Here is a 22,895-nt window from a genome sequence, read left to right as displayed (position 1 = left end):
CCGGAGGCCCGGCTTTCGCAGGCGGCACGGGCTACGCGGTGAGCTCCTGGTGGAGCGCGTCGCGCAGCCGGGCCGCCCGCTCGGCCACCTCGGCCGGGCCCAGCTCCACGGCCCGCGCACACCAGCGCTGGCCCTCGGTCAGCTCGCCCCGGCGGGCGGCGAGGAGCGCCAGGCGCAGTGCGGCCCGCCCGTGCCCGGCGTTGGCGGCGCGGCTCCACCACAGGGCGGCCTCGCGCTCGCTGCCCTCGCGGGCCAGGAGCAGCCCCAGGTTGAAGGCGCCGTTGCGGCTGCCCGCCTCGGCGGCCTCCCGGTACCAGTGGGCGGCGCTCTCCACGTCCCCGCGGGCGGCCGCGAGCATGCCGACCCGGACCTGGGCGCGGCGGTGGCCCTGCTGGGCGGCCCGCTCGTACCACTCCTCGCACTCGGTCTTCTCCGGCATCGGCTCACCCAGCGCGGGCGGGCCCGGCGGCGGCTGGCGCGCGTCCAGCACCCCGGCCAGCCGGAACGCCGCCTCGGCGCTGCCGCCACCCGCCGCGCAGCGCAGATGACGCTCGGCCTCCCGGTCGTCACCCTCGCGCAGCAGGGCCATGGCGACCTGGAGCGCGGCGTCGGTGTGCCCGGCCGCCGCAGCGCGCTGGTACCAGCCCAGCGCCGTACGGTCCTCGTCGCGTCCGGCGTGCAGGATGCCGAGGTTGAAGGCGGCGTCCACGCTGCCCGCCTCGGCCGCCTTGGAGAACCAGGGCTCGGCACCGGTGTGGTCCCCGGCCTGGAGGAGCAGCACGGCGAGCGCGTTGGCGGCCTCGCGGTGCCCGGCGTAGGCGGCGCGGCGGTACCACTGCTCGGCCTGCGGCGTACGGTCCTGGGCGGCGCAGAGCAGCCCGAGGTTGTACGCGCCGTTGACGTCACCGGCGTCCATGGCGGCCCGGTACCAGCGCTCGGCGGTCTGCTGCTCGCCGCGCGCCGCGTGCAGGGCGCCCAGCGCGTTGGCCGCGTTGCCGTCGCCGTCCTGGGCGGCGCGCAGCCACCAGACGGCGGCGCTCTCCTCGTCACCGGCGTCGCGCAGCAGGAAGCCCAGCGCACAGGCGGCGCGGGCCTCGCCGTCCTTGGCGGCGGTGAGGTACCAGCGGCCCGCCTCCTTGAGCTCGCCCCGCTGCTCCAGGATCGCGCCGAGGTGCAGGGCGGCACGGCGGTGCCCCCGGGCGGCGGCACGGCGGTACCACTGCTCGGCCTCGCCGACGCGGCCCGCGGCGGGACCGGCCACGGGGCTGTCGCCACCGGCTCCGCCCTTCGCGCCCTTCTCGTCCTTTACGCCCTTGGTGCCCTGCGTGTCCGCCTTCAGGGCGTCGGGGGCAGCCGGGGCCGGGTCGCCGGGGAGGCCGAGGCGGCTGCGGCCGGTGGACCGGCCCAGGCCGAAGGCGTCGTGCGGGTCCTCGACCGCGTTCCGCTCCAGGGTGCGGGCCAGCCGGTAGGCGGCCTCCCGGTGGCCCTGCTCGGCGGCGGCGCGCAGCCAGCGCTCGGCGCCGATGTCGCCGCGGTGCTCCAGGAGGTCGGCCAGGGCGTAGGCGCCCAGCGCGTGGCCCTGCTCGGCGGACTGGCGCAGCCAGTATTCGGCGCCGGGCTCGTCCCCGCGCTCGCGGAAGTGGCGGCCCAGCGCGTGCGCGGCGGCGGCGGAGCCGGCCACCGCGGCGACGCGCCACCAGCCCGCGGCCTCGTCCGGGTAGCCGCGCTGGTGCAGCAGGACGCCCAGGTTGTTGGCGGCGGCCCGGTCACCGTCGGCGGTGGCGGCGCGGAGGTAGGTCTCGGCGCCGTCCAGCTCGCCCCGGCGCAGCAGGAGCGCGCCCAGCACGCTCATGGACGCCGTGTCCCCGGCCTCGGCGGCCCGGCGGTGGCGCGCCTCCGCCTCGGCGCTGTCCGCCGCGTCGACGGCGTCCGTGGTGCCCGCATCAGCGTCGGTGGTGGTCGCGTCCGGCGTGGTCACGCCCGTGGCGCCGGTGGCGTGCACGGCGTCCGCGTCCACGTGTCCCACCGTCGCGGTGGTCTCGCTCGTGGCACGCCCCCTGCCCCGGACCGGCGCCTCGACGGCGGGCCCTGCTCCACCGGCGGTGGTGGCGTCCCGTGGTCCGGGTGTGCTCGTGCTCGCTCCGGCCGCCCCGGCGATGACGGCAGCGAAGGCCGCATCTGCCACCTTGTCCGCCTTCTGGCCGCGCCGCTGCACAAACCGCCCTGTCTCCAACAGAGTTGCCCTGTCCCCCATAAATACCATCGTCGCACCACCTGTAACCCGCGTACACCTGGTATATCGCGGTCAGTGAGGTCACTTCAGCGTTTTGTCGACATGCCCACAGAGAGACAAGTCAAACACGCCGGAACCCAACTGGTGCCCAGCGAACCGCACTTCACGCCCACGGAACAGGAAAGACACGGCGACATGACGAAGGCCCGGATCCCATAGGATCCGGGCCTTCGTCTTTCAGTAGCGGGGACAGGATTTGAACCTGCGACCTCTGGGTTATGAGCCCAGCGAGCTACCGAGCTGCTCCACCCCGCGTCGTTGTGTTCAAACCGTACCACGACGCGGGGTGGAGCTTTCTCAGGTGCCCTGGTCGCCCTCGGCGGGCTTCTCGTCCGGCTTCTTGGCCGGGTCGGCCGCGCCGTCCTTCTCGGGAGTGGCCGCCTTGTCGCCCTCGGCACCGCCCGTGGGCTGCGCCTTGGCCGCCCGCTCCAGAGCCTCCTGGAGCGCGTCCTGCGCCTTGCCGTAGGCGGGCCAGTCCTGCTCCTTCAGCGCCGCCTCACCGTCGTTGTACGCCTTCTGGGCGTCCACGATGGCCTTCTTGAGCGCGTCGCTGCCGGTGGCCGGCGGCTTGGTGGTGTCACCAGGCGGGTCACTCGGGTCGGGTGTGGTGTCCGCGTCGCCGTCGACCCCGAAGACCGCGTTGAGCGCGTCTCCCAGGTTGTTCTCGAAGACGATCTTCGAGCCGTACGAGGCGGCCACCTTGCGCAGCAGCGGGTAGTTCTGGGTGCCACCGCGCGTGTAGACGGGCTCGATGTAGAGGAAGCCGCCTTCGAGCGGAACCGTCAGCAGGTTGCCGTAGTCGATGTCGGAGTCCGTGCCCTTGAGGTTCCTCACGAACTCGGCGACGTCGTCGTTACCGTTCAGCTCACTCTGTACCTGGCCCGGGCCCTTCACCGTGGAGGTGACCCGGAGCAGTCTCATCGTGCCGTAGTCCTTGCTGGCCGCGTCCGCGTTCACCGCCATGAAGGCGCCGAGGTTCGGCCGCCCCCTGGGGGTGAACGTGGTGGTCAGGGAGAACGCCTGCTGGTCCTGGCCCGGCATCTTCATGGACAGGTAGTACGGCGGAACGGCACCCGACTCCTTGGTCGTCGGGTCGTCCGGCACCTGCCACGCGTCGGAGCCGCTGTAGAACTGCGCGGGGTCCTCGACGTGGTACCGGGTGAGCAGCTCGCGCTGGACCTTGAAGAGGTCCTGCGGGTAGCGCAGGTGGTCCATGAGCGTCTGCGAGATCTCCGAACGGGCCTTCACCGTGCCCGGGAACGCCTTGCGCCAGGTCTTGAGGACCGGGTCCTTGGTGTCCCACTCGTAGAGCTTGACCTTGCCGTCGTACGCGTCGACGGTGGCCTTCACCGAGTTGCGGATGTAGTTGACCTGGTTCTGCTGGGCGACGACCGCGCGCTGATTGGTGGTCAGCGAGTCGGCCGTGGTGTCGCCGAGCGTCGTCCGGGACGCGTACGGGTAGCCGTTCGTCGTGGTGTAGGCGTCGACGATCCACTGGATGCGGCCGTCGATGACCGCCGGGTAGGCGTCACCGTCGATGGTCAGCCACGGGGCGACCGCCTCGACGCGCTCCTTGGGCGTGCGGTTGTACAGGATGCGCGAGCCGTCACCGATGGCTCCCGAGTACATGATCTGCGGCTCGCTGAAGGCGACCGCGTACGCGGCACGGTTGAAGGTGTTGGAGAGACTGACCCCGCTGTCGCCCTTGTAGCTGGTGGTCTTCTCGCCGTCCTCCTCGTAGTCGAGCTCCTTCTGGGGCCCGCCGACGATGGAGTACTGCTCGGTCTTCTCGCCGTAGTAGATCCGCTGCTCGTACTTGCCCAGCTCACCGGTGGAGGGCAGGCCCGACTCGGTGAAGTCCGGGGACCCCGTCGGGTTGGTGCCGGTGCTGGTGCCGCGGGCCGCGATGGCGCCGTAGCCGTGGGTGTACGTGAAGTGGTCGTTGATCCAGTTCCGCTTGGGCAGGCCCTGGATGTTCAGCTCACGCAGACCGATGATCGTGTCCTGCTCCTTGCCGTCCTCGCCCTTGTAGCGGTCGACGTCCAGCGTCTTGGGGAACTGGTAGTAGTTCCTCCGCTGCTGGAGCTGCTGGAAGGCCGGGGAGACCACGTTGGGGTCCATCACGCGGTAGCTGGCGGCCGTGTTGGCGGCGGCACGCAGCTTGGTGTCGTCGCTCGTGGTGGCCTGGCCCGAGTAGTCCTCCATCACGGCGTCATCGATGTCGTACGCATCGCGTGTCGCGTCGATGTTCTTCTGGATGAAGGGTGCTTCCTTGGCCTGCTCGTTCGGCTGGACCTGGAACTTCTGCACGATCGCCGGGTAGAGCCCGCCGATCAGGATCGCCGAGAGCACCATCAGGCCGAAGCCGATGACCGGCAGCTGCCAGGTGCGGCGCCACAGCGTCGCGAAGAACAGCACCGCGCAGATCGCCGCGATGCAGAACAGGATGGTCTTCGCCGGGAGGTAGGCGTTGGCGTCGACGTACCGCAGGCCCGTCCAGTTCTCCGCGGCCTTGAAGTCACTGGACTTCACCGCGAGCCCGTACCGGTCCAGCCAGTAGGCCACGGCCTTCAGGGAGACGAAGATGCCGAGCAGCACCGAGAGATGGCCGGTGGCCGCTCCGGTGGCGCGGGCGCCGGGGCTGGTGATGCGCAGCCCGCCGTACAGGTAGTGGGTCAGGGCTGCGGCGATCAGCGAGAGCACGGTCGCCGCGAAGCCGAAGCCCAGCAGGAAGCGGTACCAGGGCAGGTCGAAGGCGTAGAAGGCGACGTCCAGCTTGAACTGGGGGTCCTTCTGGCCGAACGGCACACCGTTGATGTACATCAGCCACGTACGCCACTGGCCGGAGGCGGATGCTCCGGCGATCAGTCCGACGAGCGCGGTGACGGCGAGCAGCACCCACTTCTTGAAGGGGGCGACGCTCATGCGGTAGCGGTCCAGGCTCTGCTGCTCCAGCGACATCGCGCTCAGCGGCGGCCGGAGCCGGTGCGCGAGCCAGATGTTCACGCCGATGGCCAGGGCCATCAGCAGTCCGAAGACGAGGAACAGTCCGATCTTGGTCCACAGGGTGGTGGTGAAGACGGAGGAATACGCGACCGACCGGTACCAGAGCCAGTCCGTCCAGAACCCGGCGAACATGACGAAGACCATGGCGAGAACCGCCAGGACCCCCAAGGTCATGAGCAGGGTGCGGACCCGCCGGGACGGGCGGCCGACACTGATCCGTGGCCCGGTCGGGCCTCCGCCGCGGTCCGGCATCTGGAAAGCCAACGTGCGCACCTCGAAGTTCGCGGTCGTGTGGAGCGGCCCCAGCGGTCGTAGAGCCCACCTATGCAACTTACTGAAGCTTTACCTAGTTCCCGATACCGGGGCCGAAGGAGGCAGGATATTGCCCATGCCCAACGTTTCCCCCGCAGGACCCCCGATGGCCGCGAGCCCGCTCACCGTCGCCGTCCTCGAAATCGACGCCTATGCCTCCACCCTCGGCTGGGACCAGCCCGCCCGGCTGTTCGCCCTGGTCGACACCGCCCGGCTGCGGGTCCAGGAGCCCGCTCTCGCCACCCAGCTCGGGCTGGACGACTCCGCCGCCACGACCGCTTCCCTCACCCCGATCGAGCAGGAGGAGCTGCCCGCCGGTACCGCCCTGGACGATTTCCTCGGCACCATCGCCTGGCCCGACGCCGTGGTCGGCTGCGCCATGACCGTGGAGCGGCTGATGCTGCCGCCGTCCGCCGAGGCCTCCGTACCGGAAGGGCTCAGCGACAAGAAGCTCACCCAGTGGGTCGCCAAGCACCCGGACCGGCAGGAGGTGCGGATGACGGTGGCCGTGCTGCGGGACGGGGCGCGCGAGTCCGCCGTACGGCTGCGCGAGAAGGACTCCCCCACCGAGGTGCTGACCGGGGCCGGTCTGGTCCCGGGGCTCGCCGAGGCCCTCGCGGCGACGTTCGAGTCCTGACGCCGCCCGCTTCCCGACGCGCTGTCAGCCGGCCGAGCAGCTCGGCAGCGCGTCGGTCTTCCCCTCGCTGATCTTCTCCAGCGACTTCCTGGCGTCGTCGAGGGTCTTGACCCGGACCAGCGTCAGCCCGACCGGGGTGTCCGCGGCGGCCGAGGCGCAGTTCTCGTCGGGCGTGAGGAAGTAGCGGGCGCCCGCCGAGCGGGCCCCGACCAGCTTCATGTTGATCCCGCCGATCGGGCCGACCTTGCCCGCGTCGTCGATGGTTCCGGTGCCCGCGATGAACTTGCCGCCGGTCAGGTTGCCGGGGGTGAGCTTGTCGATGATGCCCAGGGAGAACATCAGACCGGCGCTGGGCCCGCCGACATCCGCGAGCTTGATGTCGATCACGAACGGGAACGTGTGGTCCGTCCCGGCCTTGATGCCGACGATCGCCCGCTCCTTCCCGCCGGTCTCCTCGGAGGCCGCCGCCTTCTCGGTGGTGATGGTGATCTTCCGGCCGCCCTCGGGGGTCCGGCCGGCCTTCTCGGCGGCGGCCGCCTCCTTGGCCGGGACGATGGTGAACGTGACGTCCTCGCCGGGCTTGTGCTTCGTGACCAGCTCGGCCACGTCGCCCGGCTCCTTGACCTCGGTGCCGTCGACGGACTTGATCACGTCGCCCGCGTGCAGCTTGCCCTCGGAGGGGCTGTCCTTGACCACGCTGGAGACGATCACCTGGGTGGCGACCGGGATGCCCAGCTCGGTCAGGGCGGCCACCTTGGCGCTCTCCTGGGACTGGCTGAACTCCTCGGCGTTCTCCTGGGTCGACTGCTCCTCGGTCTTGCCGTCCGGGTAGAGCGTGTCGTGCGGTACGACGATGCTGTCGTGGGCCAGCCAGCCGTAGACGGCCTGGCCCAGGTTCATCCGGTAGTCCGCACCGGTGACCCGGACCGTCGTCATGTTGAGATGCCCGGTGGTCCGGTACGTGTCACGGCCCACGATCCGCAGGACCGGCTCGCCGCGCGCCTCACCCAGGGTGTTCACCGTCGGTCCGGGAGACATCTCCGAATACGGCACTTTGATCAGCAGGCCTGCGCAGAGCAGCGCGATGAGGATGAGGGTGGAGGCGAGCATCGTCGCGGTGCGGCGTGGCATGGAACGACAGTACGGGAAGGGCCCGTCCGTCCACCGCCGGGGCCGGTCCGTACGAGGAGCGGCCGGGACGCGGCGGAAAGAGAGTCACGCGGCGTTCGACGGCCTCAGAGAGCCTCGGAACCGGAGTGCGATTTCTCCATCGCGTCACGGAACCTGGCGTAGCCGGCGAGTTCGGTGACATCGCCGGTCGTGCGATTGCGAGCAGCCCAAGACGCCCATATCGCACCGCCGACAGCAGCGAAAAGTGGAATCAACAGCCAAGCGAGTGCCGCCATCACGACCTCCCTACCCCATGAGCGACCGAGTGATCGATCTGCAGATTAACGATCCGGAAGACCAACGCTCATGGCAGGGGGTCGGTTACGCAAATCGGGGCTGATGCGCCCCGGTCCGGTTTGCGCTCAGCAGGCTCCGACCCACTCCTCCGTACCGTCGGAGAAACGCTGGTGCTTCCAGATCGGAACCTCGTGCTTGAGGTCGTCGATGAGCTTGCGGCAGGCCGCGAAGGCCTCCGCGCGGTGCGGACAGGCGACGGCGACGACCACCGCCAGATCGCCCACGCCCAGTTCACCCACCCGGTGGACGGCGGCGAGGCCGCGGACCGGGAAGTCGGCGACGACCTTCTCCGCCACTCGGCGCAGCTCGTCCTCGGCGGAGGGGTGGCAGGAGTACCCGAGCGCGCCGACGTCCTGGCCGCCGTCGTGGTTGCGCACGGTGCCGACGAAGAGGGCGATGCCGCCCGCGGCGTCGTCCCCGACGGCACGGAAGAGCTCGTCGACGGAGAGTGCGCTCTCGCGGATCGCCAGCAGCCGGATGGGGTCCGAAGCCGCCTGCTCGCCGGGGTGGTCCTGAGTACGTGCCATGCCCCCATCGTGCCGTACGGCACCGACAACCCGGAATTGCCTGTTCGACCGGCGGACACCCGACCGCGTTGGAGCCTCCTACAGACGGCCGGCCGCCCCGTGGACGCGGTCAGATGCGGCGGCGGGCCTTGCGGGCGCGGCGGACGAGGGCGGCCGTACCGAGCAGGGCGACCGTGGCACCGGCGGCGGTGGCCGTGGCGGCGGTGGCGTCCTTGCGGCCGAGGCGGCGGCCGGCCAGCGTGTGGCGTCCCTCGACCTCTTCGAGGAGCGCCCCGAGGACCTCCTCGTTGGTCCACTTCGGCCGCCACCCCACATCGTGCAGCCGGCTCACGCTGACCACCCAGGGGTGCATCGTGTACGCCAGGTCGCCCGCCGGGGAGGGGGTGAGGCCGATGCGGTGCAGCCGGGCGGCGGCACCCAGGGCGACGGCGGAGGGCAGCTCCATCCGGCGTACGCCGCTGAGCTCCTCGACCTCCTCCTGTTCGAGCCAGCCGTCGCAGCCGACCGCGAACTCCCCGTCGATCTTCTCCAGGGCGGCGTACTCCAGGGCGGTCACCAGGTCGTCGACGTGGCAGAACTGCCAGGTGGGCCGGGAACCGGCGACAACCAGGAGACGCGGTGACTCGAAGTAGCGGGTCAGCGCGGTGTCGGTGCCGCCGACCAGGACGGTGGGGCGTACGACGGTGACGTTGAGCCCGGGGTGGGCGCGGGGTGCGCGGCGGCCCAGCCGTTCGATCTCCAGGAGGTCGCCGACCCCGGTGGCCTCGGCGGTGGCCCGCAGCTCGGCGTCCTCGGAGAGCGGCACATCGTTGTCGGCGAGGGCCCCGTAGACCATCGCGGAGGTGCACAGCACGACCCGGTGGACCCCGGCGGCGGCCGCGGCGGTGAGCACGGTCTGGGTGCCCCGCACGTTGTACGCGGTGCGGGCGGCGGGGTCGGTCTCCAGGTCGAGGTCGAGGGCCAGGTGCACGACGACGTCCGCGCCGCGCAGCTTCTCGGCGATGGCCGGGTCCCGTACGTCCAGGATGTGCCAGGTCGCCTCGGAGACCTCTCCGCGGCGTTCGTCGATCGCGATGACCTGCTTGACCTCGTCGGATGCGGCGAGATGGGCGGTCAGCAGCTCGCCGACGCCGGTCGCGGCACCGGTGACCGCGACGACGGGGCCCCGGTTCCTGGGGGACCTGGGGCGTTTCTTCTCGGGTGTGCTCTCGGGCGGCGGGTCGGTCAGGTTTCGCGCTGCGCGAACCTGCGGATCTGGGGAACTCACCGGGCGTCTCCAGCGGTTGTCTTCAGTACGTACCCGAATGACGCGTACGTACCAGGTGGCGTCCATCCTGCCGCAGGCCGGGAGTCGGCGGAGCACTGAGGCCCGAAGCGGGCGTGGTGTCTACGCTGGATGGTGATGTCGGGCAGTCGCCGTCGGTTCGAGCCGGCGGCCCTACGAGCCGAGGAAACCCGTGAGTGACACCCCATTCGGATTCGGCCTTCCGCCGGAGGAGCCGGAGAACGGCGACGAGGGCAAGAAGAAGGACCCCACCGAAGGTGGGCAGAGCGCGGGCGGGCCGGGAAACCCGTTCGGTTTCGGGCCGGGGGCCGGCGGGGACAACCCGTTCGCCGCAATGTTCGGCGCGATGAATCCGAACGATCTCGGTGCGGCCTTCCAGCAGCTCGGGCAGATGCTGAGCTACGAGGGCGGTCCCGTGAACTGGGACATGGCCAAGCAGATCGCCCGCCAGACCGTCTCGCAGGGCACGGCCGACGGCACCAAGGACGCCAGCGTCGGCCCCTCCGAGCGGACGGCGGTCGACGAGGCGCTGCGGCTGGCCGATCTCTGGCTGGACGGTGTGACGTCGATGCCCTCCGGTTCGGTCTCCACCGTGGCGTGGAGCCGCGCGGAGTGGGTCGAGGCGTCGCTGCCGGCCTGGCAGCAGCTGGTCGACCCGGTGGCCGAGCGGGTGGGCCTGGCGATGGGCGATGTGCTGCCCGAGGAGATGCAGGCCATGGCGGGCCCGCTGATCGGCATGATGCGGTCGATGGGCGGCGCCATGTTCGGCCAGCAGATCGGGCAGGCCGTGGGCACTCTGGCCGGTGAGGTGGTCGGTTCCACGGACATCGGGCTGCCGCTCGGCCCGGCGGGCAAGGCCGCGCTGCTCCCGTTGAACGTGGCGCAGTTCGGCAAGGACCTCAGCGTCCCGCAGGACGAGGTGCGGCTGTATCTGGCCCTGCGCGAGGCCGCCCACCAGCGGCTCTTCGCCCATGTGCCGTGGCTGCGCTCGCACCTGTTCGGCGCGGTCGAGTCGTACGCGCGGGGCATCAAGGTCGACACCAGCAAGCTGGAGGACGTGGTCGGACAGTTCGACCCCTCGAACCCCGAGCAGTTGCAGGACGCCCTCCAGCAGGGCATGTTCCAGCCCGAGGACACACCCGAGCAGAAGGCCTCCCTGGCCCGTCTGGAGACGGCTCTGGCGCTCGTCGAGGGCTGGGTGGACGCGGTGGTCCACGAGGCCGCGAAGTCCCGGCTGACCTCGTCGGACGCCCTGCGCGAGACGATGCGCAGGCGCCGTGCCTCCGGTGGCCCGGCCGAGCAGACGTTCGCCACGCTCATCGGTCTCCAGCTGCGCCCGCGCCGGCTGCGGGACGCCTCGCGGCTGTGGGCCTCGCTCACCGACGCCCGGGGTCTGGAGGGCCGCGACGCGCTGTGGGCGCACCCGGACATGCTGCCCACCGCCCACGACCTGGACGACCCGGACGGCTTCGTCCACCACGAGCAGGCCGACTTCTCCGAGCTGGACAAGATGCTCGGCGAGGCCGCGCAAGGCCCGCGGAAGCCCTCCGAGGGCACCGCGAGCGACGAGGATAAGGGCGAGGACGGCACGGAAGACGGCAAGGACGGCCGCGACCGGTGACCCTGCACGACGACGCCACCCTCGTACTGAAGGGTTACGCCCCCGAGGGCGAGGCCGGGTCCGGCGATGGTCAGGCCGAGCTGCGCCAGGCCTATCTGGACCACCTGGCGGTCCACGACGACGCCATGTGGAAGGCGTGCGGGGCCGGGCATCTGACGGCCAGCGCCCTGGTGATCGATCCGGAGCGGGAGAAGGTGCTGCTCACCCTGCACCGCAAGCTCCGGATGTGGCTCCAGATGGGCGGGCACTGCGAGCCCCAGGACACCACTCTGGAGGCGGCGGCGCTCCGGGAGGCGACGGAGGAGTCCGGCATCACGGGGCTCACCCTGCTGCCGGGCGGCCCGGTCCGGCTGGACCGGCACCCGATCCCGGCCCCCTGCAACTGGCACCTCGACGTGCAGTACGCGGCGCTGGCCCCGGCGGGAGCGGCGGAGCGGATCAGCGAGGAGTCGCTGGAGCTGCGCTGGTTCGGCTACGAGGACGTGGCCGAGGTGGCCGACGCCTCCGTCGTACGGCTGCTGGAGGCGACGCGCGCGCGGCTGTAGCCCGCGCGACATGTGTAAGGGGCGGCCTCCACAGAGGCCGCCCCTTACCGCTGCCCGGTCAGTTCCAGGCGTTGTTCTGGTTCTGGCCGTAGGCCCCCTGCTGGCCCATGCCGAACTGGGCGCGGGCGCCCCCGCCGATCTGGGCGTTCTGCGGGGGCATGACCTCGCTCGGCTGGACCAGCGCGAAGCCCTGTCCGAGGAAGCTGAGCTCCCAGCCCTCCCCGGTGTTGCCCCGGCGCCTGAAGACACCGCTGGAGTGCGTCTGGGCCTGCATCTGGACCCGCAGGGCGCTGGACCAGGCCACGATGGCGTCGGCGTCCACGTTGACGTACTTCTCGGGCGTGACCTGCATCATCAGGGGCTGGCCGGAGGTCATGAGGGCGACCTTGCCGGTGCCGGTGATGTTGAGCTGGTACTTGCCGCTGCCGGAGATCCCGTACTGGCTGTCCACCGCGATGACCTCGGTGTGCAGCGAGGAGTCGAGAGCGAGGACGTAGGCGCTGTCCACGGTCATCCCCTCGCGGTCGACGTCCACGACATGGATGTACTGGGCGAGGTTGGCGAAGTAGACCGTGCCCTGGCCGGAGACCCGCATCAGGTCGAGGCCCTCGCCGGTGTGCGCGCGGGCGCGCCGCTGGCCGTGCGACTGGTACTCGCCGTCGAAGTCCATCAGGCCCTGGTAGGCGACCATCGCGCCCTTGCGGGCGAGGATGTCGTCCTGCCCGGTCAGCGAGACCCGCAGGAGCTGCGGGTTCTGGATGGTGTACCGGTCCTGGGACTGCTGCTCGGTGTGGCTGAAAAGCGGACTCTGCATGGTGTGTTCCCCTCCCTTCAGTTCCGGATCCGCAGGCGGTCCGTACTGTCCTCGCTCGGCTGGACGACGACGATGCCCTCCCCGGAGAAGGCCATCTGGTACGCCTCCCCGCTGCCGCGGCCGATCAGCGCCCCGGCCTTGAAGCTGCGCTTGCCCTTGACCTTGAGGTTGGTGGACCAGGCGACGAGCGCGTCCGGGTCGACGTACGTCTCGTCGTCGCCGCGTCCGCAGTCGACGACGATCGGGGTGCCCCGGGAGGTGATGGCGACCCATCCGGTGCCCTGGATGACGACGTTCCACAGCCCCTGTCCGGCGAACTTGGCCATCCCCTTGACCCTCTCGACGCTCCAGGTGAGGTGCGCGTCGTAGGCGAGGAGGTTGGTGCCGTTGACCGAGATGGACTCGTTGTTCAGGTTGATGACGACCACGTCGGCGCCGTAGTCGGCGAGGTAGAGCAGTCCGTCGCCGGAGCACTTCATGACGGGTGCGCCCTCGCCGGTGATCCACTGGGAGGCGATCTGCCGGACGGCGGGCGGGTTGGGCTCGTACTGGATGAACCCTTCGTACGCCACCATCGATCCGGTGCGCGCGTAGAGGTCCTGTCCGGAGGCCATGGCGACCTTGAGCATGGCCGAGCCGTGGTTCTCCATGCGGGCCGTGACGGGGGTCGGGGCGAAGCCCGCGAGTTGCTGGTTCATGACGGGCTCCCTCTAGACCTCGTAGGGCTGGACGACGATGAAGTTGCCGGGGGCTCCCCGGAACTGGAGGTTCACGGTCTCGCCGCTGTGTCCCGGGTACGCGTTGCGGCGCAGCCGGACCTGGCTGGAGACGATCACCTGGGACGCGGCCGACCAGGCCACCACCGCGTTGCAGTCGGCGAACGTGGTGGGGGTGACCGGCAGGACGACCGGGGTGCCGTGGGTCTTGATGACCACGGTCCCGGTGCCCTGGAACTGCATGGTGAACAGGGCGCCGCCGGGGATGCCGTGCCCCTCGACCCGGCGGATCTCGTACTGGAGGGACTCGTCGAAGGCGAGGACGCTCTCCGCAGAGACGCAGATGGCGTCGCCCTGGAGCTCGATCGGGTGGAGGTAGGAGCCCTCCTCGGCAAGGAAGACCTGGCCGCGGCCGGTACAGCGCATCAGCTGCATCTCCTGGCCGGTGGCGTTGCCGACGACCCGGCCGACGAACCCGGCGCCCTTGTAGCCGAAGTCGACCTTGCCCTGGTACATCACCATGCTGCCCTGGCGGGCCAGCACCCCGGCGCCGCCGATGGTCAGGTCGACCCGCATGAGCTGCTGGTTCTGCGGGGTCCAGCGCTGTCCGGTGGGGGTCTCCTTGTACTTCTGGAGGGCCGCCTCGAGCCCGGCGCCGGCCGCCGGAACGCCCTGCGGCACACCGGCGGGCTGCTGCCCGAAGGGGGGCGGGGCACTCTGCCCGTACGGTGCCGGGGCCGGCTGGCCGTAGGGAGCGGGCGCGGGCTGGCCGTAGGGCGGGGTGCCCTGGCCGGGGACCTGGCCGAACTGCGGGGGCGGGGGCGGCGGGGGCTGGTGCCCGGGCTGGCCGTACGGGGCCGGGGGCGCCTGCGGGGTGAGCGGCGCCGCGATCGTGGGCGCGGCGTGCATCGGCTGCTGCGGCGCGGGGGCGGGCGGGGGCGGGGCGCCGAAGGACGGGGCGGGCTGCGGGGCCTGGGGTGCGGGCGGGGCGGGCGGTGCCGCGAAGGCCGGGGGCGCGGTGGCCTGGGCCGGCGGGGCGAACCCGGGGGCCGCCTGCGGGGCGGGCGGCGCCTCTTCCTCCTCGGCGACCTCGCCGCCGAAGTTCTTCAGGAGCGCTTCGAGACCGCCGTCGAAGCCCTGGCCGACGGCGGCGAAGCGCCAGACGTCCTTCAGGTAGAAGTCACCGAGCATCACCGCGCGCTCGGTGGTGAACTCCGAACCGGTGAAGGCGTATCTGACCACTTCTTCGCCGCCCGCGACGATCCGGATGTACCCGGGGCCGACCTGCGACATCTGCCCGGCACCGTCGAGTGTCGCGGTGAAGGAGAGCTTGTGGACGGTGGCCGGGATGCGGTCCAGTGTGACGCGGAAGGACTCGGTGTCGCCGGACTGCGGACCGAGGAGCTGAATGGCCTCCTCGGGCGATTTCGGCTGGTTGAAGAAGATGAAATACCGGTCGTCCGAGAGCTTTTCGTCGGCGTCCAGGCCGAAGCAGCTGATGTCGAAGGTCAGCCCAGGGGCGGCAATCTGCACACCTACGTACAGATCTGTCCCCGGTGTGAGATCACTGAGCTTGGCCTTGTGGCCTCGTTGGAATTCCCTGGCCATACGTAACGACCGTCCCCCATCCCGAAGGTGAATGCGTCGCGTCAGGCTAACCGCAAACCGCGACATCCGGCCAAGCCGGTACAGACCCGGTACAGAATCGCCGAACGCGGCTCATCGGGAGCGCCGCGTGCGCCGGTCTCACTCCTCGCGCGCGCCGGGCGGAGGGGGAAACTGCTCCGCCGCCACCACTCCTTCGAGGTAGCCACGGGCCCGCTCGGTACGCGGATACGCCTCCAGCAGCCGCCAGAACTCCGGGCCATGGCCGGGGACGAGCAGATGGGCCAGCTCATGGAGGAGTACGTAGTCGACGACGTACTCCGGCATGCCCTGGAGCCGGTGCGAGAGCCGGATGCTGCCTTCGGCGGGGGTGCACGAGCCCCAGCGGGTGTTCTGGTTGGTCACCCAGCGGACGGATGCGGGGCGGGCCCTGCCGTCGAAGAACTGGGCGGACAGCCGCTCGGCCCGCTCCGTCAGCTCGCTGTCCCCGAGGACCCGCTTGCTCTCCTGGGCCGCGAGCTTGTCCAGCATCACGCCCACCCAGCGCCGCTCCTCCGCCTCCGACATCCGGGCGGGGATGAGCACGATCGTGCGGCCGCCCTCCCGGTACGCGGAGACCGATTTCCTGCGCCGGGTGCTCCTGCGGACCTCGACCGCGCTCGTCGCCGAGGCACGGGGCGTACGGGCGGCCGGGCCGGGCTGCTGGCGCGCGGCGCTGCGCTGCTGGCTCGCGGCGCTGCGCGCGGGGATCTCCCCGGCGACGCCGGGTGACGGGTCTGCGGGCACGCCTCGACGTTACCCGCTGTACGTGGGGGAAGTCCCGCCTCCGGATCCGTTCACCACCGATCCCCTTCACTCCCCTCACCACGATGCGCACCTCGATGCGTCCTCGGTGCATCCTCGATTCGCACCATGAGCGGTGCTATTGAATGACTGATCCCCTTTCCTGTGGATATCTCCGAGCACGCTTCGCCGCGGGCGCGCATTCTGGCAATGCACCGACGCGGCCGGGAATCCTCCCGAGCACGCGGTCACGACACCGATCGGGGGAAAGCCGTGCGTCTCGGGGGAGAAGTCCTGCATCCGATGTTGAAGCCCGCGCTGCGCCGGGCCTGGCGCGGACGGAACACCGTCCAATTCGGGGTGACACCGGCGCACGCCGTGACGCTGGGCCCGGTGGACATCGCGACGGGCAGCTTTCTGGAGCTGCTCGACGGGACGCGCGGCCTGCCACTGCTGCGCGAGGAGGCACGGGCCCTGGATCTGTCGGACCGTCATGTGGACGTCCTGGTGCGGCGGCTGGCGGAGGCGGGCCTTCTCGACGATCCACGGTCCGCGGGCCCGCAGGCGGATGTCCTGCGCCACCGGGCCGAGGTGATGGAGCGTCAACGCCCTGACGTGGCCTCGCTCTCCGTCGTCCATCCCGGGCCGGGCGAGGGGCTGCGCCGGATGGCGGCCCGGCGGGGGATGCGGGTCCAGGTGCGGGGTGCGGGCCGGGTCGGCGCGTCGATCGCCGCCGTGCTGTCCGGCTCGGGGGTGGGCCATGTGGAGGTGCTGGACGGGGGCCGGGCCGAACCGGGGGACGTGGCGCCGGCCGGGCTTCCGCCCTCGGCCGTGGGGGAACGGCGCGATGTGGCGGCCCGCCGGCTCGTCCGTCAGGCCGCCGCCGGACCCGCGCCCCGGTCGACGGGGGCGGAGCGGGGTACGGGCGGTGGGCAGCCCGGGCTTTCGCTGATCGTCGTCGCACCCCGGGACGGCCTCTCGGTGTATGCGCCGGTGCCGGACAGCGCGGCTTGCTGGATCGCGTCGGGCACCCCTCATCTCTACGCGGGGGTGATCGAGGCCACGGGGGTGGTGGGACCGCTCGTGCTTCCGGGCGGCACCGGGTGCGCGGGGTGTCTGGAGCTGCACCGCGCGGACCGGGATTCGCAGTGGCCGCGGATGCTGGCCCAGTGGCGTTCGGGGCGGCGGGGTGCGGTGCCCGCCTGCGACCTGGGGCTGGCCACCGCGGTCGCCGGACTCGCCGCGGCTCACGCGCTGTCCTTCCTGGACGGGGAGCTGCCGGCCAGCACCGGAGCGCGCTGGGAGGCCGCGCTGCCCTTGCTGGACTGGCGGAGCGAGCGGATCGGCCCGCATGCCGACTGCTCCTGCGGGGCGGCCGAGCGCGCGGAGGGGGCGGGGGCCTCCGGCTCCGTTCCGGCGCAGGACACAATGGCCGGGTGACCGCCGCCGACGGGTGACACCGGAGGTCCGAGCGGCACGGCAGTCTGGGAACTGGAGGGGCACATGTCTGATCTTCCCCGGAAGGCGGTTACGCGTACGGCCAAGCTGGCCGCGCTCCCGCTCGGCTTCGCCGGCCGTGCCACCTGGGGTCTGGGCAAGCGGATCGGCGGCAGATCCGCCGAGCTGGTCGCCCGCGAGGTGCAGCAGCGCACGGCGGACCAGCTGTTCAAGACCCTGGGCGAGCTGAAGGGCGGGGCCATGAAGCTGGGCCAAGCCCTCTCCGTCTTCGAGTCGGCGCTGCCCGAGGAGGTCGCGGGCCCCTACCGGGCCGCGCTGACCAAGCTCCAGGAGGCCGCCCCGCCCCTGCCCGCCGCCACGGTCCACGCAGTGCTGGCCGAACGGATCGGCGAGGAGTGGCGGGAGTATTTCCTGGAGTTCGAGGACAAGCCGTCGGCCGCCGCCTCGATCGGGCAGGTGCACCGGGGGGTCTGGCACGACGGCCGGGAGGTCGCCGTGAAGGTGCAGTACCCCGGTGCGGGCGAGGCGCTGCTCTCGGACCTCACCCAGCTCAGCCGCTTCGCCCGGCTGCTCGGTCCCCTGGTCCCGGGGATGGACATCAAGCCGCTCATCAAGGAGATGCGCGACCGGGTGTCGGAGGAGCTGGACTACGAGCTGGAGGCACAGGCCCAGCGGATCCACGCGGAGGAGTTCGCGGACGATCCCGATGTGGTGATCCCTGGGGTGGTGCACCAGTCCGACCAGGTGCTGATCACGGAGTGGATGGACGGGATCCCGCTGGCGGACGTCATCGCCGACGGTACGGCGGAGCAGCGGGACCGGGCCGGGCAGCTGCTGGCGCGCTTCCTCTTCTCCGGCCCGGCACGGACCGGCCTGCTCCACGCCGACCCGCACCCGGGCAACTTCCGGCTGCTGCCCCCGGTGGAAGGGGCGGATGGCACGGACGACTCGGATGCGGCGGATGGCGCGGATGCGACGGACGCGGCGGACGCGGCGGACGCGGCGGACGCGGCGGGCAAGCCGGAGTCCCTTGCGTGGCGGCTGGGGGTGCTGGACTTCGGCACGGTGGACCGGCTTCCGGGCGGGCTGCCGGGAACCATCGGTGAGTCCCTGCGGATGACGCTGGAGGGCGACGCGGCCGGGGTGTACGGGCGGCTGCGCGACGAGGGGTTCGTGAAGGAGTCGATCGACCTGGAGCCGGACGAGGTACTCGACTACCTGCTCCCGATCATCGAACCGGCGCAGGTGGAGGAGTTCGCCTTCTCCCGGGGCTGGCTGCGGGACCAGGCGGCCCGGATAGCCGACCCCCGCTCCCCCGCGCACCAGCTCGGCAGGCAGCTCAACCTCCCGCCGTCCTACCTCCTGATCCACCGGGTCACGCTCAGCACGATCGGGGTGCTGTGCCAGCTCGGCGCGGCGGTCAGGCTGCGGGACGAGCTCGAAGCGTGGCTGCCGGGGTTCGCCGAGGAGGCCGGGGAGGCCGAAGACCCTGAGTCCGCGGCGGAGAGCGGAGAGCCGGAGCTGGTCGCGGAGGGCGACGCGTAGGCGACGGTCACCACCACACGGAGTCGAGGCGGCTTTCGATCGCTCTGATGTGGAGGCGGGCGCAGGCCTCGCAGAAGTGGAGGCGGCGGCCGTCCTCCACGGAGGAGAGCCAGGTCAGCGGGGCCGTCGCGCCTTCGGCGGCGGTGCCGCAGCGGGCACAGACCACCGGTCCGGCGGCCGGTTCTTCGGGGGGATGCGTCTCCTCGTCCACCTCGTGACGATACCCCCGCCACCGGGACCCGGCAGCTCAACGCACTGCGGGGCCGTCCTCGTTCGGACAGCCCCGCAGTCGGGTGGTGACCTCGGCAGCCCCTCACCGGGCAGAGCGGTTACCCGGTGAGGAGCGCTGGTGCTCCGTCATGGAGCGTCGGAGCTCCGGTTGTGGAGCGTCGGCGCCGGTCGAGGCGCGTCGATGCTCCGGCGTGGAGCGGAGAGGCGGGGCCTCTCAGTGCATGACGGCCATGGCCAGCGCGCGGCGGGCGCGCAGCGAGGCGCGCTCCGCTCGGCGCTGCATCCGGCGGGCGGCGACGAGGCGCACCGCCTGGCGGTCCACCTCGGCCTCCCGCAGGCGGTCGTGCATATGCGCACGAGCCAGGGCTTCTGGGATGAGTTGCATCTCGCGGGTCCTGTTCTGACGCGAGTCGTTCGCGCCGGTGATGGTGACGTCAAGGGTTGCGGAGCCGACGGGCTCCTGCGTGGGGGTGATCATTGGTGCCTGATTCCGGGGGTCATGGGTCTGGGGACGGTCGATCGTTCCTAGGCGCAGCCACCGCGTGGGGGCGGGGGCGCCGCAGTCGGCGGTCACGCTGCGACCGGGTTCTTGCGCGGACGGCCACGCGGCCGCTTGCGGGCCACGACGACACCCTGGACGAAGAGCTCGCCACCCCAGACGCCCCACGGCTCGCGCCGCTCCTTGGCACCGGCGAGGCAGGCCTCGACGAGCGGGCAGGTACGGCAGAGGGACTTGGCGTACTCGACGTCGGCCGGGGACTCGGCGAAGAAGACCTCCGGGTCGTACGAGCGGCAGGGGACGGGCACGCCGAGGTTCTCGATGGCGTCGTCGAGCGCGGTGAGCGCGGTGAGGGGGAGCAAGGTGGAGTCCTCCGTGGAGCCGGGCGGGGAGATCGAGTCGGACTGCGGTACTGACGGGGCGTGCGCTTCGAGTTGCACGGTGGGTGGTGTCCTCGTCTGGTCGTGCCGGCCGGTTGGCCGGTTGGCGGCTGGTACTGCTGGCCCGAGGCGCCTTCGGTGTGTCCCGTCCGTTCGGACAAAACAAAAGGGCCGCGGATCCCGAGTGGGGTTCCGCGGCCCTGAGGCGCCGGCCTGATGCTGGATCAGGCTGGATCGCTCCAGGGTTCAGGCCCACGGAAGGCCCACATCGTGTGGTGCTGCTGCGTCTGCTTCTTGGCTCCGGCACCGGCTGCCGCAAAGGCATAGGCCTGAGCCTGTGCATCCTTCGCTACTGCTGCCGCCGGTGCCTCGATCGGTCGCTCATTGCGCTCCCGCATCACGGGGAGGTTCGCCAGGGACAGCGGGCTGACGGCGGAGATGCCGGACAGACCGGTGGCGCGGAGCGAAGCAGCCGAGGAGCGGGCGAAGCCGAGCGAGCAGGCGGAGACGACCGAAAGACCGGTCATTTTCTGGGTTTCGATGATGCTGATCACTTCAATCGCCTCCTCTCGGCGTCTAGGGTGACCGGCCGGAGCCGGTCGCGCGTATTCGGATAAGTACAGCACGGATTCAGGGCTTCAGAGAAGTCGCTGTTCCCGTGGTTAAGAACCTATGGTGACGACTGGTGCGCGCGCAAACTATTTTCTGGACGAGTTTTTCTCAGTCCTCGCCGTCGCCCTCCTCGGCCCCCTCACCGACCGTCTCACCTGCGCAGATGGCCAGTACGTCGGCTCCGAAACGGGTCAGCTTCCGGTTCCCGACACCGGCGATGACGACCAGCTCCCCCTCGGTGGACGGCACGGCCTCGGCGATGGCCATCAAGGTCTTCTCGGTGAAGACGCAGTAGTCCGGCTGGCTCAGCCGGGCCGCCTGGCCGGCCCGCCACTCCAGCAGCCGGCCGTACAGCGCCTCGTCCATGTCGGACGGGCACTCCTCGCACCGCATCAGCTTCATCTCGCCCGCGTCGGTGAGGGGACGGCGGCAGACCCGGCACCGCGCCGTCTGCCGGGGCCTGCTCTCGACGGCCTCGGTCCGCTCGGCGCGCGCGGCCCGGCCGGTCCCCCGGTCGATCCCGCCGCCGCCTCCGGCCCCGCCCCGGGCACCGAGCGCCGTGGAGCCCGGCCGCAGCCCGTTCAGGAACCGGGTGGGCCTGCGGCTCGCCCGTCCGCCGGGGGAACGCGCCAGGGACCAGGAGAGCGAGAGGTGGAGGCGGGCGCGGGTGACGCCGACGTACAGCAGGCGCCGCTCCTCCTCGACCTGCTCGTCGGTCTTGGCGTACGCGATCGGCATCATGCCCTCGGTGAGGCCGACCAGGAAGACCGCGTCCCACTCCAGGCCCTTCGCCGAGTGGAGGGAGGCCAGCGTGACGCCCTGGACCGTCGGCGCGTGCTGGGCGGCCGCCCGCTCGTCCAGCTCCCGGACCAGGTCGGACAGGGTCACCCCCGGCCTGGCCGCCTCGAAGTCCTCCGCCAGCCGCACCAGCGCGGCCAGCGACTCCCAGCGGTCGCGCACCGCCCCCGACCCGGCGGGCGGCCGGGTGGTCCAGCCCTTGGTGGAGAGCACCGCCCGCACCTGGGACGGCAGCCCCTCCGCCCCGTCCAGCAGGGAGTCGTTGCGCCCGGCGCGGGCGGCGCCGCGCAGGGCGGTGCCCGCCTCGCGGACCTCCGCCCGCTCGAAGAACCGCTCGGCGCCGCGCAGCTGGTAGGCCACACCCGCGTCCGCGAGGGCCTGCTCGTAGACCTCGGACTGGGAGTTGACCCGGTAGAGCACGGCGATCTCCCCGGCCGGGACGCCCGCCGCGATCAGGTCGCGGATGCGCCGGGCGGTCGCCTCGGCCTCGTGGGGCTCGTCGGGATACTCCGCGTAGACCGGCTCGGGTCCCTTGTCGCGCTGCGAGACCAGCTCCAGCCGGTGGTCGGCGGCCCTGCCCCGGGCCTGGCTCAGCAGACCGTTGGCGAGGTGGACGACCTGAGGGGTGGAGCGGTAGTCCCGGACCAGCTTGACCACCGTCGCCCCGGGGTGGCGGGTGCGGAAGTTCAGCAGGTGGTCGGGGGTGGCCCCGGTGAAGGAGTAGATCGTCTGGCTGGCGTCGCCGACGACGCAGAGGTTGTCCCGGTCGCCGACCCACAGGTCCAGCAGGCGCTGCTGGAGCGGGCTCACGTCCTGGTACTCGTCGACGACGAAGTGCTGGTACTGGCCGCGCACATGGTCGGCGATGTCCTGCCGGTCCTGGAGGATGCCGACGGTGAGCAGCAGCACGTCCTCGAAGTCGATCACCGAGCGGTCGCGCTTGAGCTGTTCGTACGTGGAGTAGATCTGGGCGAGGACCGCCGGGTCGCGGGGGGCGTCCCGCTGGGTCTTGGCGACGGCGGCCGGATAGTCGGCGGGGACGGTCTGGGTGACCTTGGCCCACTCGATCTCACCGGTGACGTCCCGCAGCTCGTTGCGGTCGAGGCGGAGCTCGCAGCGGGCGGCCGCCTCGGCCACCAGCTGCACCTTCCGCTCCAGCAGCCGGGGGAGCTCGCCACCGACTGCTTTCGGCCAGAAATACTGGAGCTGGCGGAGCGCCGCGGAGTGGAAGGTCCGCGCCTGGACCCCGGTCGCGCCGAGCTGGCGGAGCCGGCCGCGCATCTCCCCGGCGGCCCGGTTGGTGAAGGTGACGGCGAGGATCGTGGAGGGCTGGAGGATGCCCGCCCGCACCCCGTACGCGATGCGGTGGGTGATCGCGCGGGTCTTGCCCGTACCCGCTCCGGCCAGCACGCACACCGGTCCGTGCAGGGCCAGAGCCACCTCGCGCTGCTCGGGGTCGAGCCCGTCGAGAACGGCGTCCGGGGTCTCGGGGACCTGCGGGAAGAGGGTGGAATGCGTTGCTGCTGTCACCCCGCCATGCTGCCAGGTCCCGTGGGGCCGATGCGGCGGTTGTCCACAGGGGTGAGGTATTCGTCGTACTGATGCGGGGACCCGTCGTCCTGCGGGACGACGGGTCGTGCGGTCGACGGGTCGTGCCGGTGCGGGACGCCGGGTCCTGGGACCGGGTGTGGGAATGGTGGACGCCTCCCGTACGTTCCATCCGGTGCGGAGAGCGGCCCAGGCCGCCGACCGCAGGTGACG

At 71.5% G+C, this 22,895-nt stretch carries 19 protein-coding genes and 1 tRNA gene; 5 read left to right on the top strand and 15 right to left on the bottom strand.

The features are described 5' to 3' along the window. Positions 1–31: 31 nt before the first annotated feature. From GTY67_RS23825 to GTY67_RS23815, 3 genes are all read right to left on the bottom strand, one after another. Positions 32–2,263: a tetratricopeptide repeat protein gene (locus GTY67_RS23825; protein ID WP_161280251.1), complete on the bottom strand. Its 2,232-nt coding sequence runs from the start codon at positions 2,261–2,263 to the stop codon at positions 32–34. 211 nt (positions 2,264–2,474) lie between these two features. Continuing rightward, positions 2,475–2,548 (bottom strand) — tRNA-Met (locus tag GTY67_RS23820). 42 nt (positions 2,549–2,590) lie between these two features. Next, positions 2,591–5,551, bottom strand: a complete 2,961-nt coding sequence (locus GTY67_RS23815; protein WP_161281583.1) for a UPF0182 family protein — start codon at positions 5,549–5,551, stop codon at positions 2,591–2,593. A gap of 136 nt (positions 5,552–5,687) precedes the next feature. Between GTY67_RS23815 and GTY67_RS23810 the strand changes: the two genes are divergently transcribed. After that, positions 5,688–6,248 (top strand): PPA1309 family protein, encoded by a 561-nt coding sequence (locus GTY67_RS23810; protein WP_237502904.1) that lies wholly within the window; start codon positions 5,688–5,690, stop codon positions 6,246–6,248. Between the two features lie 24 nt (positions 6,249–6,272). Here the strand turns inward: GTY67_RS23810 and GTY67_RS23805 are convergent, their stop codons facing one another. The 3 genes from GTY67_RS23805 to GTY67_RS23795 all read right to left on the bottom strand — a co-directional run bounded on the left by GTY67_RS23805 (position 6,273) and on the right by GTY67_RS23795 (position 9,509). Beyond that, positions 6,273–7,379: a PDZ domain-containing protein gene (locus tag GTY67_RS23805; protein WP_161280250.1), complete on the bottom strand. Its 1,107-nt coding sequence runs from the start codon at positions 7,377–7,379 to the stop codon at positions 6,273–6,275. Between the two features lie 401 nt (positions 7,380–7,780). Next, entirely contained in the window at positions 7,781–8,242 is a 462-nt protein-coding gene (locus GTY67_RS23800; protein WP_161280249.1) for a molybdenum cofactor biosynthesis protein MoaE, read from the bottom strand. Positions 8,243–8,351: 109 nt separating this feature from the next. Then, complete coding sequence (locus tag GTY67_RS23795) at positions 8,352–9,509, bottom strand: SDR family oxidoreductase (protein ID WP_093691323.1); 1,158 nt, start codon at positions 9,507–9,509, stop codon at positions 8,352–8,354. A 190-nt stretch (positions 9,510–9,699) separates the two neighbouring features. On the opposite strand from GTY67_RS23795, the gene GTY67_RS23790 reads away from it, so the two are divergent. After that, positions 9,700–11,148: a zinc-dependent metalloprotease gene (locus tag GTY67_RS23790; RefSeq protein ID WP_093691321.1), complete on the top strand. Its 1,449-nt coding sequence runs from the start codon at positions 9,700–9,702 to the stop codon at positions 11,146–11,148. Further along, complete coding sequence (locus tag GTY67_RS23785) at positions 11,145–11,693, top strand: NUDIX hydrolase (RefSeq protein WP_093691319.1); 549 nt, start codon at positions 11,145–11,147, stop codon at positions 11,691–11,693. The genes GTY67_RS23790 and GTY67_RS23785 overlap by 4 nt, the downstream gene beginning before the upstream one ends. Before the next feature lie 58 nt (positions 11,694–11,751). On the opposite strand, the gene GTY67_RS23780 is transcribed toward GTY67_RS23785, so the two are convergent. The 4 genes from GTY67_RS23780 to GTY67_RS23765 all read right to left on the bottom strand — a co-directional run bounded on the left by GTY67_RS23780 (position 11,752) and on the right by GTY67_RS23765 (position 15,614). Beyond that, a complete protein-coding gene (locus GTY67_RS23780; protein ID WP_093691317.1) occupies positions 11,752–12,507 on the bottom strand; it encodes an AIM24 family protein in 756 nt (251 codons plus the stop codon). 17 nt (positions 12,508–12,524) lie between these two features. Beyond that, a complete protein-coding gene (locus GTY67_RS23775) occupies positions 12,525–13,205 on the bottom strand; it encodes an AIM24 family protein (protein WP_093691315.1) in 681 nt (226 codons plus the stop codon). Positions 13,206–13,217: 12 nt separating this feature from the next. Further along, positions 13,218–14,831 carry a TerD family protein gene (locus GTY67_RS23770; RefSeq protein ID WP_161280248.1) on the bottom strand — a complete coding sequence of 538 codons (1,614 nt, stop codon included), beginning with the start codon at positions 14,829–14,831 and terminating at the stop codon, positions 13,218–13,220. Positions 14,832–14,969: 138 nt separating this feature from the next. Beyond that, the gene (locus GTY67_RS23765) at positions 14,970–15,614 is read right to left on the bottom strand and encodes a M48 family metallopeptidase (RefSeq protein WP_161280247.1); all 645 of its coding nucleotides are present in this window, start codon (positions 15,612–15,614) and stop codon (positions 14,970–14,972) included. A 291-nt stretch (positions 15,615–15,905) separates the two neighbouring features. Between GTY67_RS23765 and GTY67_RS23760 the strand changes: the two genes are divergently transcribed. Continuing rightward, entirely contained in the window at positions 15,906–17,051 is a 1,146-nt protein-coding gene (locus GTY67_RS23760) for a ThiF family adenylyltransferase (RefSeq protein ID WP_161281582.1), read from the top strand. 63 nt (positions 17,052–17,114) lie between these two features. Beyond that, positions 17,115–18,614 (top strand): AarF/ABC1/UbiB kinase family protein, encoded by a 1,500-nt coding sequence (locus tag GTY67_RS23755; RefSeq protein WP_161280246.1) that lies wholly within the window; start codon positions 17,115–17,117, stop codon positions 18,612–18,614. A 7-nt stretch (positions 18,615–18,621) separates the two neighbouring features. Here GTY67_RS23755 and GTY67_RS23750 read toward each other — a convergent pair whose 3' ends face one another. The 5 genes from GTY67_RS23750 to GTY67_RS23730 all read right to left on the bottom strand — a co-directional run bounded on the left by GTY67_RS23750 (position 18,622) and on the right by GTY67_RS23730 (position 22,664). Then, complete coding sequence (locus GTY67_RS23750; RefSeq protein ID WP_161280245.1) at positions 18,622–18,825, bottom strand: hypothetical protein; 204 nt, start codon at positions 18,823–18,825, stop codon at positions 18,622–18,624. A 234-nt stretch (positions 18,826–19,059) separates the two neighbouring features. Then, positions 19,060–19,419, bottom strand: coding sequence for a hypothetical protein (locus GTY67_RS23745; protein ID WP_176727602.1), 360 nt, complete (start codon positions 19,417–19,419; stop codon positions 19,060–19,062). Further along, positions 19,416–19,784, bottom strand: a complete 369-nt coding sequence (locus GTY67_RS23740; protein ID WP_015611216.1) for a WhiB family transcriptional regulator — start codon at positions 19,782–19,784, stop codon at positions 19,416–19,418. Before GTY67_RS23740 ends, GTY67_RS23745 begins: the two co-directional genes overlap by 4 nt. A 164-nt stretch (positions 19,785–19,948) precedes the next feature. After that, on the bottom strand, positions 19,949–20,278 hold the full coding sequence (locus tag GTY67_RS23735) for a hypothetical protein (protein ID WP_161280244.1): 330 nt from the start codon (positions 20,276–20,278) through the stop codon (positions 19,949–19,951). Positions 20,279–20,444: 166 nt separating this feature from the next. Further along, the gene (locus tag GTY67_RS23730) at positions 20,445–22,664 is read right to left on the bottom strand and encodes an ATP-dependent DNA helicase UvrD2 (RefSeq protein ID WP_161280243.1); all 2,220 of its coding nucleotides are present in this window, start codon (positions 22,662–22,664) and stop codon (positions 20,445–20,447) included. Between the last annotated feature and the right edge of the window lie 231 nt (positions 22,665–22,895).

The sequence above is a fragment of the Streptomyces sp. SID8374 genome, assembly GCF_009865135.1.
Taxonomy (GTDB): Bacteria; Actinomycetota; Actinomycetes; order Streptomycetales; family Streptomycetaceae; genus Streptomyces.
This window is presented reverse-complemented; position numbering and strand designations above follow the sequence as displayed.

Bases quoted from the DNA above. Each gene is read 5' to 3' on its own strand.
- GTY67_RS23825 (WP_161280251.1), bottom strand. From the start codon at position 2,263: ATGGTATTTATGGGGGACAGGGCAACTCTGTTGGAGACAGGGCGGTTT.
- GTY67_RS23815 (WP_161281583.1), bottom strand. From the start codon at position 5,551: ATGCCGGACCGCGGCGGAGGCCCGACCGGGCCACGGATCAGTGTCGGC.
- GTY67_RS23810 (WP_237502904.1), top strand. From the start codon at position 5,688: ATGCCCAACGTTTCCCCCGCAGGACCCCCGATGGCCGCGAGCCCGCTC.
- GTY67_RS23805 (WP_161280250.1), bottom strand. From the start codon at position 7,379: ATGCCACGCCGCACCGCGACGATGCTCGCCTCCACCCTCATCCTCATC.
- GTY67_RS23800 (WP_161280249.1), bottom strand. From the start codon at position 8,242: ATGGCACGTACTCAGGACCACCCCGGCGAGCAGGCGGCTTCGGACCCC.
- GTY67_RS23780 (WP_093691317.1), bottom strand. From the start codon at position 12,507: ATGCAGAGTCCGCTTTTCAGCCACACCGAGCAGCAGTCCCAGGACCGG.
- GTY67_RS23775 (WP_093691315.1), bottom strand. From the start codon at position 13,205: ATGAACCAGCAACTCGCGGGCTTCGCCCCGACCCCCGTCACGGCCCGC.
- GTY67_RS23770 (WP_161280248.1), bottom strand. From the start codon at position 14,831: ATGGCCAGGGAATTCCAACGAGGCCACAAGGCCAAGCTCAGTGATCTC.
- GTY67_RS23755 (WP_161280246.1), top strand. From the start codon at position 17,115: ATGTCTGATCTTCCCCGGAAGGCGGTTACGCGTACGGCCAAGCTGGCC.